Here is a 23272-nt window from a genome sequence, read left to right on the forward strand (position 1 = left end):
TGGGTCATTCTATCGGGTCACCTTTCCTGGGCATTTTCGATCAAACCGAACGTCTGTCCGGCGATTTCCAGCTCCTCGTCGGTGGGCACCACCGCGACCGCGACCCGGGAGCCGGCTCCGGAGACCAGCCTGGGCTCCCGCGATCGCGCGGCGTTGAGGGTTCGGTCGAGTTCGATGCCCAGCGCCTCAAGGCCGGACATCGCCGCCACCCGGACCGACACCGCGTTCTCGCCCACCCCGGCGGTGAAGACCACCGCGTCCACCCGCCCCAGCACCGCGTAGTAGGCGCCGACGTACTTGCGCAGTCGGTGGATGTAGATGTCGAAGGCCAGCCGGGCCCGCTGGTCGCCCACCGCGATCCTGCGGTCGATCTCCCGCATGTCGTTGTCGCCGCACAGGCCGACCAGGCCGCTGCGGCGGTTCAGCAGGTCGTCGATCTCGTCCACGGACAGGCCGCCGACCCGGTGCAGGTGCAGCAGCACGGCCGGGTCCAGGTCGCCCGAGCGGGTGCCCATCACCAGGCCCTCCAGCGGGGTCAGCCCCATCGAGGTGTCCACGCAGACCCCGCCGGCCACGGCCGAGGCGCTGGCGCCGTTGCCGAGGTGCAGCACGATCACGTTCACCGATTCGGGTGACTTTCCCAGGAGTTCCGCGGTCCGCCTGGACACGTACTGGTGGGATGTCCCGTGGAAGCCGTAGCGGCGGACGGACCAGCGGTCCGCGGTGGCCGTGTCGATGGCGTAGCGGGCCGCGCTCTCCGGCATGGCGGCGTGGAAGGCGGTGTCGAACACCGCCACCTGGGGCAGGTCGGGGCGCAGCTTCCGGGCGACCTCGATGCCGGTGATGTTGGCGGGGTTGTGCAGCGGCGCGAGCGGGATCAGCTCCCGCATCGCCTGGACCACCTCGTCCGTGATCAGGGTCGGCGCGGTGAAGCGGGTGCCGCCGTGCACCGCGCGGTGGCCGATGGCGGCGAGGTCGGGGGAGTCCAGGCCCATCCCCGCCGCGCCGAGCGCCTCGGCGACCGAGTCCAGCGCGGCGGCGTGGTCGGGGACCGCCCCCTCGCCGATCCGCTCCACCAGGCCCGCCGCCAGCCGGGCCCCGTCGGCCATGTCGATCAGTTGGTACTTCACCGAGGAGGAACCGGAGTTGAGCACGAGAACGCGGGTGGCGCGGGTCATGACTGCTGCTCCTCCGCGAGCTGGGCCGCCTGCTGCGCCTGGACGGCGGTGATGGCGACGGTGTTGACGATGTCCTGGACCAGCGCCCCCCGGGAGAGGTCGTTGACCGGCTTGCGCAGGCCCTGCAGCACCGGGCCGACCGCGACCGCCCCGGCCGAGCGCTGGACCGCCTTGTAGGTGTTGTTGCCGGTGTTCAGGTCGGGGAAGACCAGCACGCTGGCCCGGCCGGCCACCGCGGAGCCCGGCAGCTTGGTCGCGGCGACCTCGGGCTCCACCGCGGCGTCGTACTGGATCGGGCCCTCGACCAGCAGGTCGGGGCGCAGCTCGCGGACGATCTCGGTGGCCCGGCGGACCTTGTCCACGTCCGCGCCGCTGCCGGAGGTCCCGGTGGAGTAGGAGAGCAGGGCGATCCTGGGCTCCACCCCGAACCGGGCCGCGGTCTCCGCGGACTGGATCGCGATGTCGGCGAGCTGCTCGGCGTCCGGGTCCGGGTTGACCGCGCAGTCGCCGTAGACCAGCACCCGGTCGGCCAGGCACATGAAGAAGACGGAGGAGACGATCGCGGCTCCGGGCGAGGTCTTGATGATCTCGAAGGCTGGGCGGATGGTCGCGGCGGTGGAGTGCACCGCCCCGCTGACCATGCCGTCGGCCAGGCCCTCCTGGACCATCAGGGTGCCGAAGTAGCTGACGTCGGTGACCACGTCGTGGGCGGCCTCGACGGTCATCCCCTTGTGGCTGCGGATCTCCGCGTACAGCTCGGCGAAGCGGTCGCGCAGCGGGGAGGTGGCCGGGTCGATGATCCGGGCCCGGGCCCGCTCGGCGGCCTCGGCCCGGTCCAGGCCGAGGTCCAGGCCCAGCTCGGCGACCCGCTTGCGGACGGTGTCCTCGTCGCCGAGCAGGGTGAGATGGCAGACGTTGCGGCGGAGCAGCACCTCGGCGGCCCGGAGCACCCGCTCCTCGCCGCCCTCGGGCAGCACCACCTCGCGCAGTGTGGAGCCCCTGGCCCGTTCCAGCAGCTCGTGCTCGAACATCATCGGGGTGACCCGCTCGGAGCGGCTGAGCTCGATCCGGCTGGTCAGTTCGGCGGTGTCGACATGCAGCTCGAACAGGCCGAGCGCGGTCTCGGCCTTGCGCGGGCTGGCCGCAGTCAGCTTGCCCTCCAGCGCGGACAGCCCGCTGGCGGTGGGGAAGCTGTCCTCCTGGGCCAGCACCACCGGGGTGCCGGGGGCCAGCCGGGCGGCCAGCTTCATCACGTCCTGGCCGGGGGTCGCGCCCATGGTCAGCAGCACCCCGGCGATGGCGGGGGAGCCGGCCGCGTGCGCGGCCAGCGCGCCGATCAGCAGGTCGGCCCGGTCGCCCGGGGTGATCACCATCGCGCCGTCGGACAGCGCGCCGAGGAAGTTGGGCAGCATCGCCCCGCCGAAGACGAACCTGCGGACGTCCCTGGCCAGCCCGGAGGCGTCGCCGAGCAGCACCTCGGCCCCGGTGGTCTCCACCACCTGGGCCACCGTGGGCGCGGACAGCGCGGGCTCGTCCGGGATGACGTAGACCGGGACGTCGGGACGGCCCGCCAGGCGGCGGGAGACCTCCTGCTTGTCCCGCCCGGCGACCCGGTTGGCGATCATGGCGAGGATGCTGCAGCCCAGGTCGGAGTAGGCGCGGTAGGCGTTGTGGACCTCCGCCACCACGGTGTCGGCACTGTCCCGGTGGCCGCCGACCACCGGCAGCACCCAGGCGCCGAACTCATTGGCCAGCCGGGCGTTCACCGCCAGCTCGTCCGGGATGTTGGTGCCGGCGAAGTCGGTGCCCAGCACCAGCACCGCCTGGCACTTCCGCTCCAGCGCCCGGAACCGGTCCACCAGGATGCCGACCAGCTCGTCCGGGCCGCGCTCGGCCTGCAGCGCGGCGGCCTCGTCGTAGCTGAGGCCGTACATCTCCTCGGCGGCCAGGTCGATCCGGTAGCGGCCGTGCAGCAGGTCGACCACGTGGTCGGTCCTGGTGTGCATCAGCGGGCGGAACACCCCCACCCGGTCCACCTGACGGGTCAGCAGCTCCATCACGCCCAGTTCGACGGCCTGCCGCCCGTCCCCCCGGCCGATGCCGGTCACATACACGCTGCGCGCCACCGGGGCACTCCGTTTCCTCGCCCGAACCCGACCACTGGAGTCGGAGCCTAGCCTTGCACCGGTCCCTGGCCCGCGCCCGCCGGGGGCAGGCCGGCGGACGGTTCGGTGGATTTCGCGGGACAGCCTTCCGGAACTACGAATTCCATGCCAAAATCAGAAGATCACAACTGATTCCGTTGAGACATGGGCCGACAAATGACTGAAACCTCAAACGCCGCCGAGTCGGAAGCACCGCTGTCCGGAACCGACCGGACCCGGCTCCGGCGGCTCCAGGAGGAGGGCCGCACCGACCGCGCCGCCCTGCACCAGGTCCTCGCGGCGGGCTTCCTGTGCCACCTCGGGGTGGTGCTGGACGGCGCGCCCATGGTCGTCCCCACCGTGTACGGGGCCACCGCGGACACCCTCTACCTGCACGGCTCGGTCGCCAGCCGCAGCCTGGTCCAGGCGCCGGAGGCGACCGTCTGCGTCACCGTCACCCATGTGGACGGCCTGGTGCTGGCCCGCTCGGTCTTCGAGCACAGCGTCAACTACCGCTGCGCGATGGTCTACGGCGTCCCCCGGCAGGTCACCGATCCGGTGGAGAAGCTGGAGGGCCTGCGGGTGCTCACCGAGCAGGCCGCCCCGGGCCAGTGGGACTACGCCCGCCGCCCGAACCGCAAGGAGCTGGCCGCGACCACCCTGCTGGCGCTGGACCTGGCCGAGGCCTCGGTCAAGATCAGCGCGGACCCGCCGGACGACGCGGACACCCCGGACGCCGCGCTCGGCCTCTGGGCCGGGCAGCTCCCGCTCCGGCAGAGCTGGGACGAGCCGGTCGCCGACCCGGCGCTGCCGTCCGGCATCGCGGCCCCCGCGCACATCGCCGGCCGGACCGGCACGGACTACTGCTAGCGCCGCCTGTCGGCACCGCTGCTCAGAGCGCCCACTCGGCGCGCAGCGCGGCCAGGGTGTCGTGGAAGCCGGGGAAGGTCTTCCGGACGCAGCCCGGGTCGTCCAGGACGACGCCGCCGGGGGTGCGCAGCCCGGCGATGCTGAAGGCCATGGCGATCCGGTGGTCGCCGTGGCAGGCGATCTCCGCCGACCGGGGCTGCGCCGGGTGGATCTCGATCCAGTCCCGGCCGGTGCTGACCGGGACGCCCAGCGCGCGCAGGTTCTGCTCGCAGGCGTCCAGCCGGTCGCACTCCTTGACCCTGGTGTTGTAGACGTCCTCGATCCGGACCGGCCCGTCCGCGAACGGGGCGATGGCGGCCAGGGTGGGCACGGTGTCGGAGATGTCGCGCATGTTCACGGTCACCCCGCGGAGCCGGTCCGGGCCGGTGACGGTGACCGAGTCGGGGCCGAGGTCGACGTCCGCGCCCATCCGCCGCAGCACCTCGGCGAAGCGCAGGTCGCCCTGCAGCGAGTCCTTGCCCAGCCCCGGGACGGTGACGGTGCGTCCGGTGAGCGCGGCGGCGGCCAGCACGTAGCTGGCGGTGGAGGCGTCCGGTTCGACCAGGTAGTCGACCGCCCGGTACGGCTGGGCCGGGACGTGGAAGGTGTCGCCGACCCGGCGCGCGTCGTTGCCGAAGCGCCGCATCATCGCCAGCGTCATCTCCACATAGGGCACCGAGACCAGGTCGGTGACGGTGATGTCGAGGCCGTCCGCGGTCAGCGGTCCGACCAGCAGCAGCGCGGTGAGGAACTGCGAGGACAGGCCGGCGTCCAGGGTGAGCGCGCCGCCCTTGATCCCGTCGGCCCGGACCGTGAGCGGGTGGTGCCCCTCGGCCTGCTCGTGGGTCAGCTCCACGCCCAGCTCGCGCAGGGCCCCGGTGAGCGGGCCGAGCGGGCGGCGGCGCATCTGCGCCGAGGCGTCGAAGCGGAAGGTGCCGTGCCCGGCCGCGGCCAGCGCGGGCAGGAAGCGCGCGGTGGTGGCGCCGTCCCGGCAGAAGACCTCGGCCTCGGCGACCGCGGGCCCGGCCGGGCGGCCCTCGACGGTCCAGACCCCGGGCTGCCGGTCGACCCGGTAGCCGAGGGTGGCCAGGCCCTCGGCGAAGCCCTCGCTGTCGTCGGAGAGCAGCGGGCGGCGCAGCACGGTGCTGCCCTCCGCCGCGGCGGCCAGGAACAGGGCGCGCGCGGTGATGGACTTCGAGCCGGGGATCTCGACGGTGGTCATGGGGCCAAGCCTAGGGCGGCAGCCCGGCGCCGGGGCGGCCCGTCCGGGTGCCGGAACGGCCGCCGGCGCCGGCCCGACCTGCGTGCGGTCGGGTCGGCGCCGGGCGGCGGGCGGCGGCGGGTCGGCCGAGGGCCGCGGCTCAGGCCGGGGAGAGCCAGATCGTCGCCAGCGGCGGCAGGGTCAGTTCGGCGCTGGTGTCGCGGCCGTTCCACGGGGTGGGGTCGGCCTTGACCGGGTCCGGGTTGCCGAGCCCGCTGCCGCCGTAGACGGCGGTGTCGGTGTTGAGCACCTCCAGCCAGACCGAGTCGCGGACGTCCGCGTGCACGGTCGGCAGGCCGACCCGGTAGCCGGTGCGGACCACCGGCGACAGGTTGGTGACGCAGACCAGCGGCCGACCGGTGTCGTCGAAGCGGATGAAGGAGAAGACGTTGTCCTCGGCCGCGCCGCCGTCGATCCAGGAGAACCCGGACGGGTGGGTGTCCCGCCGCCACAGCGCGGGGGAGTCGGTGTAGAGCCGGTTGAGGTCGCGGACCAGGTCCTGGACGCCGCGGTGGTCGGCGGCGGCGGGCCAGTCCTCGCCCAGCACCCACCACTGCGGGCCTGTGTCGTGGTCCCACTCCGCGCCCTGGGCGAACTCGGTGCCCATGAAGATCAGGTTCTTGCCCGGGTGGGCCCACATGAACGCCAGGTAGGCGCGGACGTTGGCGCGCTGCTGCCACCAGTCGCCGGGCATCTTGGAGACCAGCGCGCCCTTGCCGTGCACCACCTCGTCGTGCGAGATCGGCAGCAGGTAGTTCTCCGAGTACGCGTACACCATCGAGAAGGTCATCTCGTTGTGGTGGAACTTCCGGTGCACCGGCTCGTGCGCCAGGTAGGTCAGTGAGTCGTGCATCCAGCCCATGTTCCACTTCAGCCCGAAGCCCAGGCCGCTGTGCTCGGTCGGCTTGGTGACGCCGGGCCAGGCGGTCGACTCCTCGGCCACGGTGACCACCCCGGGGCAGCGCCGGTAGACGGTGGCGTTCATCTCCTGCAGGAACCGCACCGCGTCCCAGTTCTCCCGGCCGCCGCCGGCGTTGGGGGACCAGGCGTCGCCCTCGCGGGAGTAGTCCAGGTAGAGCATCGACGCGACCGCGTCCACCCGCAGCCCGTCCACGTGGTACTCGTGGCACCAGAACACCGCGTTGGCGACCAGGAAGTTGCGGACCTCGGCCCGGCCGTAGTCGAACTCCAGGGTGCCCCAGTCCGGGTGCTCGGCCCGGAGCGGGTCGGCCGGCTCGTACAGCGGCAGGCCGTCGAACCGGGCCAGTGCGAAGTCGTCCTTGGGGAAGTGCGCCGGGACCCAGTCCACGATGACGCCGATCCCGGCCCGGTGCAGCGCGTCGACCAGGAACTTGAAGTCGTCCGGGCCGCCCATCCGCGAGGTCGGCGCGTAGAAGCCGGAGACCTGGTAGCCCCAGGAGCCGCCGAACGGGTGCTCCATCACCGGCATCAGCTCGACATGGGTGAAGCCCAGGTCCCGCACGTACGCCGGAAGCTCGACCGCCAGTTCACGGTAGGTCAGACCGGGCCGCCAGGAGGCGAGGTGGATCTCGTAGACCGACATCGGGCTGTCGTGGTGGGTGGCCCTGGCCCGCTTGTCCAGCCAGGCCTGGTCCTGCCAGGCGTACGACGAGGTGTGCACCACCGAGGCGGTGGCCGGGGGCACCTCGGTGGCGCGGGCCAGCGGGTCGGCCTTCTGCAGCATCCGCCCGTCGCGGGTGGCGATCTCGTACTTGTAGTGGGCGCCCTCGCCGATGCCGGGGACGAACAGCTCCCAGACCCCGCTGCCGCCGAGCGAGCGCATCGGGTGCGCGGCGCCGTTCCAGCCGTTGAAGTCGGCGATCACCCGCACCCCGGAGGCGTTCGGCGCCCAGACCGCGAACGCGGTCCCGCGCACCCCGCCGACCGTGCGGACGTGCGAGCCCAGGACGTTCCACAGCTCCTCGTGCCGGCCCTCGCCGATCAGGTGCAGATCGGTCTCGCCCAGCGTCGGCAGCATCCGGTAGCCGTCGTCCTGCAGCACCTCGCTGCCCGCATAGTTGACCCGGAGCCGGTAGCCGGGCAGGTCCTGCTCCGGCAGCAGCGCGGTGAACAGGCCGTCCTGCTGGTGCGTCAGCTCGAACGACCCGCCGTCCGGGCCCTCGGTCTCCAGCACCACCCGCTCGGCGAACGGGCGCAGCACCCGGACCGCCGTGCCCTGCGGCACCGGGTGCGCGCCGAGGATGCCGTGCGGGTTGTGGTGCCAGCCGCCGACCAGGCGGGAGACCTCGCTCGGGGCGAGCGTGGCGTCCGCCGCCAGCTCGGCCGGGGCGTCCGGCTCGGGCTCGTGCCGGGGCGGCGCCACGGTCGGCCGGACCGGGGGGAGGGGCTGCTGCTCCCGGGTGCCTCCGGTGCCGTCCACGGTGGTGGCGGTGGGACGGGGCGGGTCGTACTGGGTCACGGCCGGTGCCTCCCTGATTCGTTGAGGGGATGGGGTGGTGGGGTGGACGCTAGGGGATCACGGTCAACGGACTGTTACCGTCCCGCTGCCTCCGCGAGGCGGACGACCGCCGACATGGGGATGCCGAGCCACTCCGGGCGGTTGCGCGCCTCGTAGACCACCTCGTAGACGGCCTTGTCGGTCTCCATGGCGTGCAGCAGCACCGGGTCCGCGACCGGGTCCTCGGCGCCGGCCGCCGCGTACCCGGCACAGTACGCGGCCCGGTTGCGCAGCGCCCAGGTCGCGGCGAGCACGGCCAGGTCGCGTCGGCCCGGGTCGTCCGCGGGGACCTCGGTGAGCAGGTGGGCGGCGGCGTAGTCGAAGGAGCGCAGCATCGCCGCGACGTCCCTGACCGCGGGCTGCGGGCGGCGGCGCTCGTCCAGCGGCTTGGCCGGCTCGCCCTCGAAGTCCAGCAGCGCCCAGCCGCGCCCGGTCCGCATCGACTGGCCCAGGTGCAGGTCGCCGTGGATCCGCTGGGCCCGCAGCAGCCGGCCGTCCCTGGCGGAGGCGGCCAGCGCCTGGAAGTTCCGCCGCAGCGGCTCCCGGTACGGGGCCAGTTCGGGGACGGCGAGGACGGCGGCGTCCAGCCGCAGCGCCATCGCGTCGGCCATCGCCTCGATCTCGGAGCGGTCCAGCACGGTCACCGGCAGGGTCCTGGCCAGCGCCAGGTGCACTTCGGCGGTGGCCCGTCCGAGCAGGAAGGACTCGGCCGAGAAGTTGCCGGTGATGTGGTCGCTGGGGTGGCCGTCGTGGGTGCCCTGCCACTCCGGGTCGGTCCGCAGCCGCTGGACGTGCGTCAGCGCGAACTCCCAGCCGTCCTTGCCGCCGTGCAGGAAGCGCTGCAGCAGGCCGAGCGTGGCGGGCAGGTCGGGGGAGTCGGGAAGGTCCCCCTCGTACCAGGCCAGCGGGGCCGGGATCCGGGTCGAGCCGGCCCGGCTGAGCGCCAGCGACAGTTCCAGGTCCGGGTTGAGGCCGGGGCTGATCCGGCGGAACAGCTTCAGGATGGCGGTGTCGCCGTAGATGATCGAGGTGTTGCTCTGCTCGGCGGTGCCGATCCGCGCGGTCGCGCCGGGGCCGGTCAGGTCGGTCAGCTCCAGGCCGAGCAGCGAGCGGAACCGCAGTGGGCCGAGCCTGGCCCCCTGTGAGCCGTTCTCGCTGGTCAGGAAGGCGAGCAGACGCAGCGCCAGATCCGGTTCCCAGGCCGCGTCAAAGGTGAGCAGGCCGTCGTGCGGACCGCCGCTGATCCGGCCGATGACCGCCGCGGCGGGCAGCTCGGAGCCGGCCGACGAACGCGCGCCCAGCAGCAGCTGGTAGACCTCGGCGGCGACCGGGCCGCCGTCGCCGCCGGAGCGCTGCTCGACCCGGAGCAGCAGGTGCAGCAGCAGCGGCTCGCCGGGACGGGCCCCCGGGAGCAGCGTCACCGTCGCCGGGCTGAGCGCGGAGATCGGCCGTCCCTTGCCGGCGAACCAGCGCTGCCGCGGCAGCCAGTCCAGGATCAGCGGCAGCGCGTCCTGGACCAGCGAGCCCAGGTCGGCGCCGCGGACGGTGGTCGCGGTCGCGGTCGACGGACTGGTCGAGGGGCTGATGGTACGAGGCCGGGAGGTGTCGGTCATGGCTCCCTTTCCCCGGAGACGCGGCGGCCCCGGCAGCGGGGCGGGCCCGAGGGTGGGTCGGGAGTGCTGCCGGGTACGCCAGTCTTCCGGATTCCGTTGGCGTGAGGGCTTCGGCACGCGGCGGCTGACCGGGTGTCACGCCTTTTGTCGAGTGGTGGGGTTCGCGCTGCTCCTGGGGGACGGTCGGATCGGTCGGGCTCGGGTCTACTCCGACCTGCGCAGCCGGAACCAGTAGAAGCCGTGTCCGGCCAGGGTCAGCAGGTACGGCAGTTCGCCGACCGGGGGGAAGCGGACCCCGCCGATCAGCTCCACCGGGTACCGCCCCTGGTACTCGCGCAGGTCGAGTTCGGTCGGTTGGGCGAAGCGCGAGAAGTTGTTCACGCACATCACGATGTCGTCCCCGCCTCCCGGCAGGGGCAGCGTGCGGACGTAGGCCAGTACCGCGGGGTTGCTGGAGGGCAGCTCCGCGTACGTGCCCATCCCGAACGCCGGGTTGAGCTTGCGGATCTCGATCATTCGTCGGGTCCAGTGCAGCAGTGAGCTGGTGCTGCTCATCTGCGCCTCGACATTGGTGACCTGGTAGCCGTAGACCGGGTCCATAATCGTCGGCAGGTTGAGCCTGCCCGGGTCCGCCGAGGAGAAACCGGCGTTCCGGTCCGGGGTCCACTGCATCGGGGTGCGGACCCCGTCGCGGTCGCCCAGCCAGATGTTGTCGCCCATGCCGATCTCGTCCCCGTAGTAGAGGACCGGAGAGCCGGGCAGCGACAGCAGCAGCGCGGTGAACAGCTCGATCTGGTTGCGGTCGTTGTCCAGCAGCGGCGCGAGCCGGCGGCGGATGCCCACGTTGGCCCGCATCCGCGGGTCCTTGGCGTACTCCGCGTACATGTAGTCGCGCTCCTCGTCGGTGACCATCTCCAGGGTCAGCTCGTCGTGGTTGCGCAGGAAGATGCCCCACTGGCAGTTGGCGGGGATGGCCGGGGTCTTGGCCAGGATCTCGGCGACCGGGTAGCGCGACTCGCGGCGGACCGCCATGAAGATCCGCGGCATCACCGGGAAGTGGAAGGCCATGTGGCACTCGTCACCGCCCTTCTTGAAGTCGCCGAAGTAGTCGACCACGTCCTCCGGCCACTGGTTGGCCTCGGCCAGCAGCACCGTGTCCGGGTACTCGGCGTCGATCTCGGCGCGGACCCGCTTCAGGAACTGGTGGGTGGCCGGGAGGTTCTCGCAGTTGGTGCCCTCCTCGGTGTAGAGGTAGGGCACGGCGTCCAGCCGGAAGCCGTCGATGCCGAGGTCCAGCCAGAACCGCAGCGCGGCCAGGATCTCCTCCTGGACCGCCGGGTTCTCGAAGTTCAGGTCGGGCTGGTGCGAGAAGAAGCGGTGCCAGAAGTACTGCTTGCGGACCGGGTCGAAGGTCCAGTTGGAGGTCTCGGTGTCGACGAAGATGACGCGGGCGTCCGCGTACGCCTTGTCGTCGTCGGCCCAGACGTAGTAGTCCCCGTACGGCCCCTCGGGGTCGTTCCGGGAGGCCTGGAACCAGGGGTGCTGGTCGCTGGTGTGGTTCATCACGAAGTCGATGACCACGCGCATCCCGCGCTGGTGCGCGGAGTCGCAGAACTCCACGAAGTCGGCCAGGTCGCCGAACTCCGGCAGCACCGCGGTGTAGTCGGCGACGTCGTAGCCGCCGTCCCGGAGCGGGGAGGCGAAGAACGGCGGGAGCCACAGGCAGTCGACGCCGAGCCACTGGAGGTAGTCCAGCTTGGAGGTGAGCCCGCGCAGGTCGCCGACCCCGTCGCCGTTGCTGTCCTGGAACGAGCGGACCAGCACCTCGTAGAACACGGCGCGCTTGAACCAGTCGGGGTCGCGGTCCTTCTGCGGGGTGTCGGTGAAGGTGTCGGGAACGGGTTCGTTGACGATCACGTGGCGGCCCTCCGGACCGTGAGGATGTGAGCCGGCTGCTGGGCAGGGTCGAGCCGGACGTAGTTGGCGGCGCCCCAGCGGTACTGCTCGCCGCTGAGCTCGTCGTGGACGTCGAGCCGGTCGTCCCAGCCGAGTCCGAGGGAGGGGAGGTCGAGCGAGACCGTGGTCTCGTGGGCGCGGTGCGGGTCCAGGTTGACGATCACCAGCACGGTGTCGTCGCCGTGCCGCTTGGAGTAGGCCAGCACCTGGTCGTTGTCGGTGCCGTGGAACCGCAGGTTGCGCAGCAGCTGCAGCGCGCGGTGCTCGCGGCGCAGCGTGTTCAGCGTCGTCAGCAGCGGGGCCAGGGTGTCGGTCCGGCTCCAGTCGCGCGGCCTGAGCTGGTACTTCTCCGAGTCCAGGAACTCCTCGGAGCCGGGCCTGACCGCGGCGTTCTCGTACAGCTCGTAGCCGGCGTAGACGCCCATGCTGGGGGCCAGCGTCGCGGCCAGGATCGCCCGGATCGCGAAGCCGGCCCGGCCGCCGTGCTGGAGGTAGGCGTGCAGGATGTCCGGGGTGGTCGGGAAGAAGTTGGGCCGCATGTACGCGGCGGCCTCGCCGGAGAGCTCGGTCAGGTACTCGATGAGCTCCTGCTTGCCGGTCCGCCAGGTGAAGTAGGTGTAGGACTGGTGGAAGCCGATCTTCCCCAGGGTGTGCATCATCGCCGGCCGGGTGAACGCCTCGGCCAGGAACAGCACGTCCGGGTCCTTGCGGGCGATCTCGCCGAGCACCTTCTCCCAGAACAGCACCGGCTTGGTGTGCGGGTTGTCGACCCGGAAGATCCGCACCCCGTGCTTCATCCAGAACCGCAGCAGCCGGACCGTCTCGGTGACCAGCCCGTCGAAGTCCTGGTCGAAGTTGACCGGGTAGATGTCCTGGTACTTCTTGGGCGGGTTCTCGGCGTAGGCGATGGTGCCGTCGGCGCGGGCGGTGAACCACTCCGGGTGCTTCTCCACCCACGGGTGGTCCGGGGAGCACTGCAGCGCGAAGTCCAGGGCCACCTCCATCCCCAGCCCGGCGGCGCGGGCCACGAAGGCGTCGAAGTCCTCGATGCCGCCCAGGTCCGGGTGGACCGCGTCGTGGCCGCCCTCCGGCGAGCCGATCGCCCAGGGCGAGCCGACGTCGTGCGGACCGGCCTCCAGGGTGTTGTTGGGGCCCTTGCGGTAGGCGCGGCCGATCGGGTGGATCGGCGGCAGGTAGACCACGTCGAAGCCCATCGCGGCGACCGCGGGCAGCCGCTCGGCGGCGGTCCGCAGGGTGCCGCTGACCGGCGGGCGGTGGCCCTCGCGGTCCACCACCGCGCCCTCGGAGCGGGGGAAGAACTCGTACCAGGAGCCGTACAGCGCGCGCTCCCGGTCCACCTGCAGCGCGGCCGGTCGGGAGGCGGACACCAGTTCGCGCAGCGGATACCGGGCGAGCGCGGCCAGCAGCGGCCCCGCCAGCGCGGCGGCCAGGCGCTGCTCCGGCGGCAGCTCCGTCCGACGCATCGTCACGGCGGCGGCCAGCAGCACCGGCCGGCCCTCCCGCTTGGGCACCCCGGGCGCGGCGCGTTCCAGCAGCAGCGCGCCCTCCTCCAGCACCAGCTCGGTGTCGATCCCGGCCGGGACCTTGATCTCGGCGGCGTGCCGCCAGGTCGCGAACGGGTCGCTCCAGGCCTCCACGGTGTAGGTCCAGCGGCCGGGGGAGGTGGCCACCACCTCCGCGCCCAGCCGGTCGGTGCCCGGGGCCAGCTCGCGCATCGGCGTCCACGGGCCGCTGCGCCCCTTGGGGTCGCGCAGCACCACATTGGCGCCGACGGCGTCGTGGCCCTCGCGGAACACGGTGGCGCTGACCTCGAAGGGCTCGCCGACGACGGACTTGGCGGGTCGTCCGCCGCAGTCCACCCGCGGGGTGACGTCCAGGACGGGGATTCGGCCGATCATGTGCTGCTGCTCGCCCTCTGCGGTGGCTGCGGACGCGGCGGCCTTCGGCGCCGCGGATTTTCGTGGCCGGGTTCGTGGCCGGGGAGTGGTCGCGGGTGGGGCGGGCGGCTCGGATGTGGCGTGCAACGTCTGCTCCTCGCGTGATTCCCGCATATCCCGCTCCTGACCACGATCCGGCGGTGACTGTCGATCGGTCCCGCTCCTGCCCCCGAACGGGTGACCCCGAGAACCTTCCCCGGGACCTGATCGTCAACCTGGTGTGCGCCCGTCGATCGCTCGTATGCGCCCGAACGCGCCGGAGCGCGCACCGGCGTGCGCGCGCTCCGAGCCTTGGCGATGATGCGATGGACCGCTGCGTACAACGACCACGTGCGGAGGGGGACACGCGCAGCACCGCGCGTCCTGTGCGGGGTTTTCGGGGGACGTCCTGGGAGGGTTCGGCGAGGTCCGCTCGACCTGGCTCGATCCTCGCACCGTCCGGGGGTTCCATGCACGGGTATCGGCACGTTTCAGCCGGGCTGAACGCCAGTTCGGTGCACTTGGGCGTATGTGCGAGCCATTCGTGCGACGGCTGCGAGACGGTGGGATTTCCGTGGGATGAACGCGCGCCCCCGTGCGCCGTCGTGCGCCTCCCTCGTCCGGGTGAAGGCCCGTCAAGCCCGCTTGAACCAGCGCTTGAGTATTGCTCCGAACGGGGTCGGGCGCCTCCCTGACCTCCTTCGCAGCGGCCCCCGGTCACGCTATCTTCGCTTGGGTGAAGGCAATCCGACGTTTCACGGTCCGCACCGTCCTGCCCGAACCCCTTCAAGCCCTGGGTGAGTTGGCGCTCAACCTGCGCTGGTCCTGGCATCCGGAGACCCGCGACCTCTTCCGCGAGGTGGAACCGGAGACCTGGGAGGCAGCCGGGCGCGACCCGGTCCGGCTGCTCGGCCAGGTCGCCCCCCGGCGACTGGCCGCCCTCGCCGTCGACCGCAGGTTCCTGCGCAGGCTCGGCGACGCCGCCGACGACCTGCGCGACTACCTCACCGGACCGCGCTGGTACCAGGACCAGCAGGCCCTGCCCGAAGCACCGAACCTGCCCGCAGCCGTCGCCTACTTCTCCCCCGAGTTCGGCATCACCGCCACCCTGCCGCAGTACTCGGGCGGCCTCGGCATCCTCGCCGGGGACCATCTCAAGGCCGCCAGTGACCTGGGCGTCCCGATCATCGGGGTCGGCCTGCTCTACCGTCACGGCTACTTCCGCCAGTCGCTGTCCAGGGAGGGCTGGCAGCAGGAGCGCTACCCGCTGCTCGACCCCAACGAACTCGCCGTCAGCCAGCTCCGCGAACTGGACGGCAGCCCCAGCACCGTGTCGCTGGCCCTGCCCGGGGGCCGCCGACTGCACGCCCGGATCTGGAAGGCCCAGGTCGGGCGGGTCCCGCTGCTGATGCTCGACTCCGACACCGAGGAGAACGCCGCGTCCGAACGCGACGTCACCGACCGCCTCTACGGCGGCGGCAGCGAGCACCGGCTGCTCCAGGAGATGCTGCTCGGCATCGGCGGCGTCCGCGCCGTCCGCACCTTCTGCCGGCTCACCGGCCACCAGGCCCCCGAGGTGTTCCACACCAACGAGGGCCACGCCGGATTCCTCGGCGTCGAGCGGATCCGCGAGCTGGCGGCCGGTGACGGCGTCAGCGAGAAGGCCGACCCGCTGGACTTCGACACCGCACTGGAGGCGGTCCGCGCCGGAACGCTGTTCACCACGCACACCCCGGTCCCGGCCGGCATCGACCGCTTCGACCGCGAGCTGGTGCGCCGCCACTTCTCCGCCGATGCCCAGCTGGACGGCGTCCCGGCGGACCGGGTGCTCGCACTCGGCTCGGAGAGCTGGCCCGGCGGCGACCCCAACCTGTTCAACATGGCCGCGATGGGCCTGCGCCTGGCCCAGCGGGCCAACGGTGTCAGCACCCTGCACGGCCAGGTCAGCCGGGGCATGTTCAACGGCCTCTGGCCGGGCTTCGACGCCGAGGAGGTGCCGATCACCTCGGTCACCAACGGCGTCCACGCGCCGACCTGGATCGACCCCGAGGTGGTCCGGCTCGGCGCCAAGGAGATCGGCGCCGGACGCGCCGAAGAGGCGATGATGGTCGGCGGGTCGCCCCGCTGGCACGGCATCGAGACCATCCCCGACCAGGAGATCTGGGAACTGCGCCGCAAGCTGCGGGAGCAGCTGGTGGACGAGGCCAGGGACCGGGTCCGCGCCTCCTGGCGGCAGCGCGGGGCGACCGACGCCGAGCTGGGCTGGGTCGCCGGGATACTGGATCCGGACGTGCTGACCATCGGCTTCGCCCGGCGGGTGCCCTCGTACAAGCGGCTGACGCTGATGCTCCGTGACCCGGAGCGGCTGCGCGGGCTGCTGCTGCACCCGACCCGGCCGATCCAGATCGTGGTGGCCGGAAAGGCGCACCCGGCGGACGACGGCGGCAAGCGGCTGATCCAGCAGATGGTCCAGTTCGCGGACGACCCGGCGGTGCGCCACCGGATCGTCTTCCTGCCCGACTACGACATGGACATGGCCGGGGCGCTCTACCCCGGCTGCGACGTCTGGCTGAACAACCCGCTGCGCCCGCTGGAGGCCTGCGGCACCTCGGGGATGAAGTCCGCGCTCAACGGCGGGCTGAACCTCTCGGTGCTCGACGGCTGGTGGGACGAGTGGTACGACGGCTCCAACGGCTGGGCCATCCCCACCGCCGAGGGCCTGGGCAGCATGGACCCGGACGGCCCCGAGGCCGACCGCCGCGACGACATCGAGGCGGCCGGGCTCTACGACCTGATCGAGCACCAGGTCGCCCAGCGCTTCTACGACCGGGGCACGGACGGGCTGCCGCCGCGCTGGATCGAGATGGTCCGGCACACCCTGATCACCCTCGGCCCCAAGGTGCTGGCCGGACGGATGGTCCGGGAGTACGTGGAGCGGCTCTACACCCCGGCCGCCGAGGCCAAGCGCGGCCTGGCCGGCGACGGCGGCTACGCGGAGGCGCGGGAGCTGGCGGAGTGGAAGTCCAGGGTGCGGGCGGCCTGGCCGTCGGTCCGGGTGGACCACGGCGAGACCGCGGACAACGCGGACCACGCCGAGCTGGGCAGCACCCTGCCGCTGCGGGTCCATGTCGCGCTGGACGGGCTCGACCCGTCCGACGTGGACGTCCAGGTGGTCTCCGGGCGGGTCGACGACGCGGACCGGATCACCGACGCCACGGCGGTCTCGCTCAAGCCGGCCGACCGGGCCGACCTGGACGGGCGCTGGCGCTACGAGGGCCCGTTGGAACTGGGCAGCACCGGGCCGTTCGGCTACACCGTCCGGATCCTGCCCGCGCACCGGCTGCTGGCCTCCAGCGCGGAGCTGGGGCTGATCGCGGTCCCGGCGGAGTCGGGCGGGATGGACTCGGGGCTGCTGCGGTAGCGCGGTTCGGTGTTTCGACGTTGGCTTAAGCGTTTGCAGGTGAGGGGCCACGGCTCGGGTCGTACGCGGACCAGGCCGTGGCCCCTTGCCCTTGGGTCATTGGGATGTCAGGTACGCTGCCACGGAACGGAAGTGACAGAGCATCATCCCTGCGGGCGGGCAGGCGCGGGGAACGGGGGAGCGGGCGATGGGGTCAGGGTTCGAGGTCGATCCGGCGCGGCTGACGTCGCTGGCGGACCAGTTGGGGACGTCGGTCGACAGCATGGCGTCCGCGCGGACGGCGATGGCCTCGGCGGGCGACGGGCAGACCGGGGAAGCGTCGCTGGACAAGGCCTGCGGCGAGTTCCGGGACAAGTGGGGCTACGGGCTGAAGCAGCTCGGCACGACCACGCACGCGCTGGCCGAGGGGCTGTCGGCGACGGCGAAGGCGTACCTCTCGGTCGAGGACGAGGTGACCCGGTCGTTCGGCGGAAGCCTCGGCGGGGGAGGCGGCGCGGCAGCGGGCGTGTCCGGTGTGCGGACCGAGATGTTCCCCGCCCCTGACGGCAGTCAGGGCACGGCGCTTCCTCCTCCGCCGCCGCCTTCGGGCGGAGGCGCGGGCGAGGGCGACGGCCTCGGCGGCGGTCTTGGCCAGGGCGAGGGCGGCGCGGTCGGTGGGCTGACGGACGAGGAGCAGGCCCGCCGGGTGCAGGAGCAGCGCATGCGCGAAGCGGAGCAGAACACCTCCACCCCACCGCCGGCTTCGCCGGACGGCCCCGGCAGCGGCGGCAGCGCCGGCGGCACCCCCGTTGAGCAGAACCCCGACCGCCCCGACCCGCGTTCCCGTTGGGGGTTGTGACCATGAGCGACGACGCCTTCCCCGGGATCGGGTTCGACCCGGCCCCCGGCTCGCTGGACACGGTCGCTTCGCTGGCCTCCTCGCTGGCCACAGCACAGCAGGAGCTGGCCGAGGCCTTGGCGACGGTCCGTCAGGTCGCCTCCGGCGGCGAGGCCTGGCAGGGTGCCGCCGCCGAGGGCTTCGCCCAGCGCGTCGGCCAGCTGCCGCAGCACCTGGACACCGCCCAGCAGTCCTTCGGCGAGGCGGCCGAGGAGCTGGAGTCCTGGCAGTCCCAGCTCGGCGGGATGAAGAACCAGGCCCGGGAACTGGAGGCGCAGGCCGAGGCCGCGCGCCGGAACGTCCAGCAGGCGCAGGGCTCTCCCGATCTCGGCCTGGCCGGGCAGACCTTCACCACCGGCCCCGAGCTTGAGCAGGCGGAGCGCCGCTACCAGGCCGCCACCGCGACCCTGAACCGGGCCGAGGCCGAGCTCGACGGCCTGGTCGAGCAGGCGAAGCGGCTGCTGGAGCAGCACCGCGGCCTGGCCGAGTCGGTGGCTGCCGCGGTCGAGCGCGCGGCCCACCTCGCCCCGTCCGGACCGGGCTTCTTCCACCGGATCATGGACGGGATGGAGGACCTGGTCCGGAGTCAGATCAAGCTGGCCGAGGACGTCGGGAACTGGGTGAAGGCGCACGCCAACGCGATCAACGCGGTCGGCGACATGCTGGCCACCGCCAGCACCGCGGTCGGGATCCTCGGCTGCGTGCTCGACTGCACCCCGCTGGCGCCGGTCGGCGCCGCCCTGGACGTGACCTCCTCGGTGCTGGCCGGCGGCGCGCTCACCGCGCACCTGGTGGCCAAGGCGGCCGGGGCGCCGGTGTCGGACACCACCCTGCTGGAGGACGGGATCGGGGTGGCCACCCTGGGCTTCGGCAAGTCCGCCGAGGCCGTGGGCAAGGCCGCCGAGGCGGGCACCAAGGTCCCGGGGGTGATCAGGGCGGTGGCTCAGGGCGACAAGCTCAGCGGCGCGCTGAACGCGGCCGGGCTCAGCCTGTCGCTGAAGGACACCGCCGACAACCCCACCGGCCTGGGCTACTTCGTCCCGCACAACACCCGTCAGGCCGCCGAGCTGGGCGTCGGGAACGTGGTGGCGCCGGGGGCCGGGATACTCGCGGTCGGCTTCGAGAACGCCTGGAAGCACGGCAGCGCCGAGGACCGCGAGGCGGCCCAGGCCCGTGCCGGAAGCGGCGGCTGAGGTGTACGGAGCCGGGCACGGCGCGGGGTACGGCGGGGTCAGGTTCGAGCCCTTCGCGGCGCAACTGCTGCTGGACCGGGACGCGGTGACCTTCGCCGGGCCGCCGTACCAGCCGCCGCCGGTGCTGGCGATCTGGATCGCCTCGCTCTACGGCTACCGCTTCAGCCACGTCGATCCGGTGCCGAAGCCCCGGCTCGCGATGCTGATGCACTTCGTCCGCGACGACGATCCGGCGGCCCGCCGGATGGCCGGCTGGATGCGCGACCCGGCGTCCGATCCCGGCTTCGTGTCCGGGGTGGAGTGGGTGGTCGGCGGGGACGGCTTCAACCCGCCGGGTTGGCGGCCCGACGTCCGGCTGGTGGTTCCGCCGGACACCCTGCTCGCGGTCCCTTCGATGGAACGCGAGCTGGAGCGCCAGGCGCTGACCCGCCCACGCGCCCGGGACGGCGACCCGGGCGGCGGCGGATGGCTCGACCGGCAGCCGTACGAGCTGCGCGGCCCCCGGCCGGGCCCGTCCCGCCAGGTGCACCCGCCCACCGCGCCACCGGACACCATCGCGCGCTCGGACAGCAACGAGCACCCGGACACCGCCGAGCACCCGGAAGGGACACCGCAGTGAGCAGCCCCGCCCCCGCCGCGTTCGAGGTCGACTTCCGACTGCCGTCGGACTTCCGGGAGATCCTGACCGGGGCCTCCGCCGAGGAGGCCGCCGCCGCGGTCGCGGCCCGTCTCGGCCCCGACGCGCTGGCGACCGTCCCGGCCGCCCGGCTGGACGCCGCCGTGGCGGAGTACCTGGCGGCGTCCGAGCTGCTGGAACAGGAGGGCGTCTTCTACGCGGCGGGCTGCCTGGGCCTGCTGGACGGGGAACTGACGCTCTCTTCGCTGACGCTGGCCCGGATCGAGGCTGACTGCGCGGACCCGGGGACCGCGGTCGAGGGCGTGGTCCGGATCAGGCGGCGCGGCCAGGGCTCGGACCGGCGCACCGCCGACCGCTACGACCTTCCGGCCGGTCCCGCGGCGGTGGTGATCGAGTCCTCGACCGGCCTGCTGCTGCCCGCTGCCGACCTGGGCGCCCCGGCCGACCTGCCGCTGCCGGTCGCCACGCTGCAGGCGTACCTCCCGGTGCCGCGGGCGGTGGACCCGGCCGGCCGGACGATGCTCGTGGTCACCTTCAGCACCCCCAGCGTCCGGCACTGGGACGCGTACTGCCCGGTGCTGGCCGACCTGCTGCGCAGCCTCCGCTTTCCGGCGGTGGAAGCCGAGGCGGCAGCCGCGGTGACGCCCCCCGCGCCGACTGCTCCGGGGCCAACTGTCCCGGCGCCCGCCGTCCCTGCCCCGGCCCGCTCCGCGATCAGGAGCGCCCTCGGCTGACGCCGGGTCAGTAGCCGCCCGAGGCCACGGTCTTCAGCTCGTCCAGCGACTCCCGGATGAGGAGTGAGAACGGGCGCTGGTTGGCCGGATCGATCCAGCGCTCGAATGCGATCTTGAACACCGCGATCCCGGCTTCGGCGGCCAGGCTCGCGGCCAGGTCCGCGACCCCGCGCTGACGCAGCGCTTCGGCCATCGCCGTGGCCAGCGAGGCGAGCTTGATCAGCTCGCGCTCCCGCAGTTCCGCGTTGGCGCTGATGATGCTCTGACGCCGACGGGACGCCTCGCGGTGCTCCTCGAACGTGGCGGTGGCCGCGTCCAGCCCCGCGGCGACCGCGCCGATCAGCGTCGCCGTGGCGGGGGCGCCCGCGGTGGCCTCGACCAGGGTCCGCTGCAGTTCGCCCGCCCCCCAGAACAGCACCTCGCGCTTGTCGGTGTAGTAGCGGAAGAAGGTCCGCTCGGTGAGCCCGGCCTGCTTGGCGATCTCCGCCACCGTGGTCTGCTCGAACCCGCGGTCGAGGTACAGCTCCAGTGCTGCCTGTGCCAGCCGGCCTCGCGCGTTCGGTTCCCATCGACCCATGCGCGCCATTCTATGTGATGACAGCAGCTGACATCAGAGGTAGGCTGATGGCAGTCGCTGACATCAGTGACCGCAACCGCAAGCCTGGAGGCTTTCCCATGCGCGTTTTCGTCACCGGCGGGTCCGGCTGGATCGGCTCCGCCGTCGTTCCCGAGCTGATCGGCGCCGGCCACCAGGTCGTCGGGCTGGCCCGCTCGGACAGCTCCGCCGACGCCCTCACCGCGGCCGGCGCCGAAGTGGTCCGGGGCACCCTCGACGACCTCGACACCCTGCGCGACGCCGCCGCCGGTTCGGACGGCGTGATCCACCTCGCGTTCAAGCACGACATCGCCTTCACCGGCGACTTCCACGGCGCCGCCGACGCGGACCGGCTCGCCATCGAGACCTTCGGCGAGGCGCTGGCGGGCTCCGACCGGCCGTTCGTCATCGCCTCGGGAACGCTCGGGCTCGCCCCCGGGCGGCTCGCGACCGAGCGGGACGGGCAGGAGACCGAGGGAAGCGAACCGTCGCTGTTCCCCGGCGCGGAGATCCGGCACGCGAACTCCTGGAAGACGATCGCCTTCGCCGACCGGGGCGTCCGCTCCTCCGTGGTGCGGCTCTCCCCGACCGTCCACGGCGACGGGGACACCGGTTTCATGGCGATGCTGGTCGCCACCGCCCGGAACAAGGGCGCGGCCGGCTACATCGGCGACGGCGCCAACCGCTGGAACGCGGTGCACCGCCTCGACGCCGCGAACCTGTTCCGGCTGGCGCTGGAGCAGGCCCCGGCCGGTTCGACGCTGCACGCCGTCGCGGACGAGGGCGTGACCCTCCGCACCGTCGCCGAGGCGATCGGCCGTCACCTCGGCCTGCCGACCGCCTCGGTGGCCCCCGCGGACGCGCCCGCCCACTTCGGCTGGCTGGCCGGACCGCTCTCCATCGACAGCCCGGTGTCCAGCGCCCTGACCCGCGAACTCCTCGGCTGGCAGCCGCTCCACCCCGGCCTGCTCGAAGACCTCGACAAGGGCCACTACTTCACCGCGCCGACCGGCTGACCCGCCGCCGGTACGTCTAGGTTCCACGGTTTCGTGCGCAATGACTCATGCGGGGTTGCCTGATTTCGCGTGAAGTGAGCACCCTGCTAGGGCCCGTATTGAGTCGTGATCAATGAGTAGTGAGGGTGAGTTCTTTGATCCAGATCATCGATCCGCGTAAGCGGAGGCCGGCGAGGTAGCTGTCCGGAGTCTTGTCATAGCGGGTCAGTGGCAGTGGGGCGCGGAGGCTGATGATGTGGGAGGGATCAGCATGTACGGAGTGGGACTGCGGCTGAGTGTTGGCGTCGCCGTGGTCTGTGTCAGGGGGTGCCGGTGAGGGCGTGGTTCAGAGTGGTGGGGTTCTTCGCTTGTGCCGGTGTCAGGTTGGTCACGCCGGGGGCGTTGACGGGGTGGGAGTCGATGACTACCAGGTGGGTGTTCGTGTGGTTGGTTTCTGCGTCGGCAGCGGTTGCGTTGCGGAGTTGGTCGCCGATGGTGATGATCACGTTGCAGCGCATCTGGGTGAGGGTGGTGAGGTATGCGGTGGGCTTCGTGGCGGTGGGGACGGTGAACCGTTGGAGGAGCAGGCCGTGCCAGCTCTTGGCTGCTGCGGTGAGTGACGTCCAAGTGGCTGTTGCGGTTTGGGGGTCTGTGTCGGCTGCGGTGAGGAAGCAGGCCCTGTGTTCAGTGTCGATCATGGACACCGGTGATGGTGGCCGGGGGGTGTCGCTGGGACGGTTGATCGTGGCGATGACCACCCAGGTTCCAGCCCCCAGTACGAGGGTGGCGGCTGTGGTGAGCGCTGCTATTCGTCGTGTGATCGTCGGGCGCATGCGCCTGAGCCTCCTTGCGTCTCATTTCGCGAGCTGGATCCTAGCCAAGTCCGGAGAGGACCCGGTCCTTGGGGTTCCGTCCCTGATGAAATGCGAAGGTATGTAGGAAATATGATCACAGTTTGATGATTATGAGATTACGAATCAGCTTGCGATCTTGCTGAGTGATGCATTCCTTCGATAGCTGTGGTGGTTCGTGCTGCGGGTTCCTTGTGCCTTCGGTGTGGTGATGCTGCGGTTTGACGATTCGAAGGTTGGTACGTGGTGCGGCGGGTTTCGCGTTGGCAGTCCTGGGTTGCGGTCGGCGCGATGTCGCTGGCGTTCTGGGCTCAGGACATGGCGGCGTTCGCCGCTACGCAGCCCACTCCTTCGTTGGGGTCCGCAGTGTCGGGTCTGACGAGGTGGCTCGCGGCTCCTGACGGCTCGGGGCCCAGGTCGAAGACCGGTACGGCATCCGATGTGCGCCGCGCCCGCAGCGGGGCTGGGCGTCCGTCGGGGTCGAAGCCTGGT

General features: G+C 72.2%; 16 protein-coding genes. 7 read left to right on the forward strand and 9 right to left on the reverse strand.

The genetic code is table 11. The annotated features are described in order from the left end of the window. Window positions 1-17: 17 nt before the first annotated feature. Complete coding sequence (locus tag ACEZDE_RS26660; protein WP_380540954.1) at window positions 18-1178, reverse strand: acetate kinase; 1161 nt, start codon at window positions 1176-1178, stop codon at window positions 18-20. Then, window positions 1175-3304 (reverse strand): phosphate acetyltransferase, encoded by a 2130-nt coding sequence (gene pta / locus ACEZDE_RS26665; RefSeq protein ID WP_380540957.1) that lies wholly within the window; start codon window positions 3302-3304, stop codon window positions 1175-1177. The genes ACEZDE_RS26660 and pta overlap by 4 nt, the downstream gene beginning before the upstream one ends. A gap of 195 nt (window positions 3305-3499) precedes the next feature. On the opposite strand from pta, the gene ACEZDE_RS26670 reads away from it, so the two are divergent. Beyond that, complete coding sequence (locus ACEZDE_RS26670) at window positions 3500-4192, forward strand: pyridoxamine 5'-phosphate oxidase family protein (protein ID WP_380540960.1); 693 nt, start codon at window positions 3500-3502, stop codon at window positions 4190-4192. Window positions 4193-4214: 22 nt separating this feature from the next. On the opposite strand, the gene aroA is transcribed toward ACEZDE_RS26670, so the two are convergent. The 5 genes from aroA to ACEZDE_RS26695 all read right to left on the reverse strand — a co-directional run bounded on the left by aroA (window position 4215) and on the right by ACEZDE_RS26695 (window position 13459). Then, a complete protein-coding gene (gene aroA, locus ACEZDE_RS26675; protein WP_380540963.1) occupies window positions 4215-5453 on the reverse strand; it encodes a 3-phosphoshikimate 1-carboxyvinyltransferase in 1239 nt (412 codons plus the stop codon). Between the two features lie 139 nt (window positions 5454-5592). Beyond that, window positions 5593-7932, reverse strand: coding sequence for a 1,4-alpha-glucan branching protein GlgB (gene glgB, locus ACEZDE_RS26680; protein WP_380540966.1), 2340 nt, complete (start codon window positions 7930-7932; stop codon window positions 5593-5595). A 74-nt stretch (window positions 7933-8006) separates the two neighbouring features. After that, window positions 8007-9584, reverse strand: coding sequence for a maltokinase N-terminal cap-like domain-containing protein (locus ACEZDE_RS26685; protein ID WP_380540969.1), 1578 nt, complete (start codon window positions 9582-9584; stop codon window positions 8007-8009). A gap of 204 nt (window positions 9585-9788) precedes the next feature. Next, complete coding sequence (gene treS / locus ACEZDE_RS26690) at window positions 9789-11501, reverse strand: maltose alpha-D-glucosyltransferase (protein WP_380540972.1); 1713 nt, start codon at window positions 11499-11501, stop codon at window positions 9789-9791. Continuing rightward, a complete protein-coding gene (locus ACEZDE_RS26695; protein WP_380540975.1) occupies window positions 11498-13459 on the reverse strand; it encodes an alpha-1,4-glucan--maltose-1-phosphate maltosyltransferase in 1962 nt (653 codons plus the stop codon). Before ACEZDE_RS26695 ends, treS begins: the two co-directional genes overlap by 4 nt. 754 nt (window positions 13460-14213) lie before the next feature. Between ACEZDE_RS26695 and glgP the strand changes: the two genes are divergently transcribed. The 5 genes from glgP (at window position 14214) to ACEZDE_RS26720 (ending at window position 20339) form a co-directional block, all read left to right on the forward strand. Continuing rightward, window positions 14214-16898, forward strand: coding sequence for an alpha-glucan family phosphorylase (glgP, locus tag ACEZDE_RS26700; RefSeq protein WP_380540978.1), 2685 nt, complete (start codon window positions 14214-14216; stop codon window positions 16896-16898). Between the two features lie 187 nt (window positions 16899-17085). Continuing rightward, entirely contained in the window at window positions 17086-17736 is a 651-nt protein-coding gene (locus tag ACEZDE_RS26705) for a hypothetical protein (protein ID WP_380540981.1), read from the forward strand. Window positions 17737-17738: 2 nt separating this feature from the next. Beyond that, on the forward strand, window positions 17739-18968 hold the full coding sequence (locus ACEZDE_RS26710; RefSeq protein WP_380540984.1) for a hypothetical protein: 1230 nt from the start codon (window positions 17739-17741) through the stop codon (window positions 18966-18968). Next, window positions 18949-19587, forward strand: a complete 639-nt coding sequence (locus ACEZDE_RS26715) for a hypothetical protein (RefSeq protein ID WP_380540987.1) — start codon at window positions 18949-18951, stop codon at window positions 19585-19587. The genes ACEZDE_RS26710 and ACEZDE_RS26715 overlap by 20 nt, the downstream gene beginning before the upstream one ends. Next, complete coding sequence (locus tag ACEZDE_RS26720) at window positions 19584-20339, forward strand: hypothetical protein (protein WP_380540989.1); 756 nt, start codon at window positions 19584-19586, stop codon at window positions 20337-20339. Before ACEZDE_RS26715 ends, ACEZDE_RS26720 begins: the two co-directional genes overlap by 4 nt. 7 nt (window positions 20340-20346) lie before the next feature. Here ACEZDE_RS26720 and ACEZDE_RS26725 read toward each other — a convergent pair whose 3' ends face one another. Further along, on the reverse strand, window positions 20347-20916 hold the full coding sequence (locus tag ACEZDE_RS26725) for a TetR family transcriptional regulator (protein WP_380540992.1): 570 nt from the start codon (window positions 20914-20916) through the stop codon (window positions 20347-20349). 98 nt (window positions 20917-21014) lie between these two features. Here ACEZDE_RS26725 and ACEZDE_RS26730 point away from each other — a divergent pair, with 98 nt between their 5' ends. Further along, the gene (locus ACEZDE_RS26730) at window positions 21015-21950 is read left to right on the forward strand and encodes an SDR family oxidoreductase (protein ID WP_380540995.1); all 936 of its coding nucleotides are present in this window, start codon (window positions 21015-21017) and stop codon (window positions 21948-21950) included. Window positions 21951-22249: 299 nt separating this feature from the next. On the opposite strand, the gene ACEZDE_RS26735 is transcribed toward ACEZDE_RS26730, so the two are convergent. Beyond that, entirely contained in the window at window positions 22250-22762 is a 513-nt protein-coding gene (locus ACEZDE_RS26735; RefSeq protein WP_380540998.1) for a hypothetical protein, read from the reverse strand. Between the last annotated feature and the right edge of the window lie 510 nt (window positions 22763-23272).

Source organism: Streptacidiphilus cavernicola (assembly GCF_042510955.1).
Taxonomy (GTDB): Bacteria; Actinomycetota; Actinomycetes; order Streptomycetales; family Streptomycetaceae; genus Streptacidiphilus; species Streptacidiphilus cavernicola.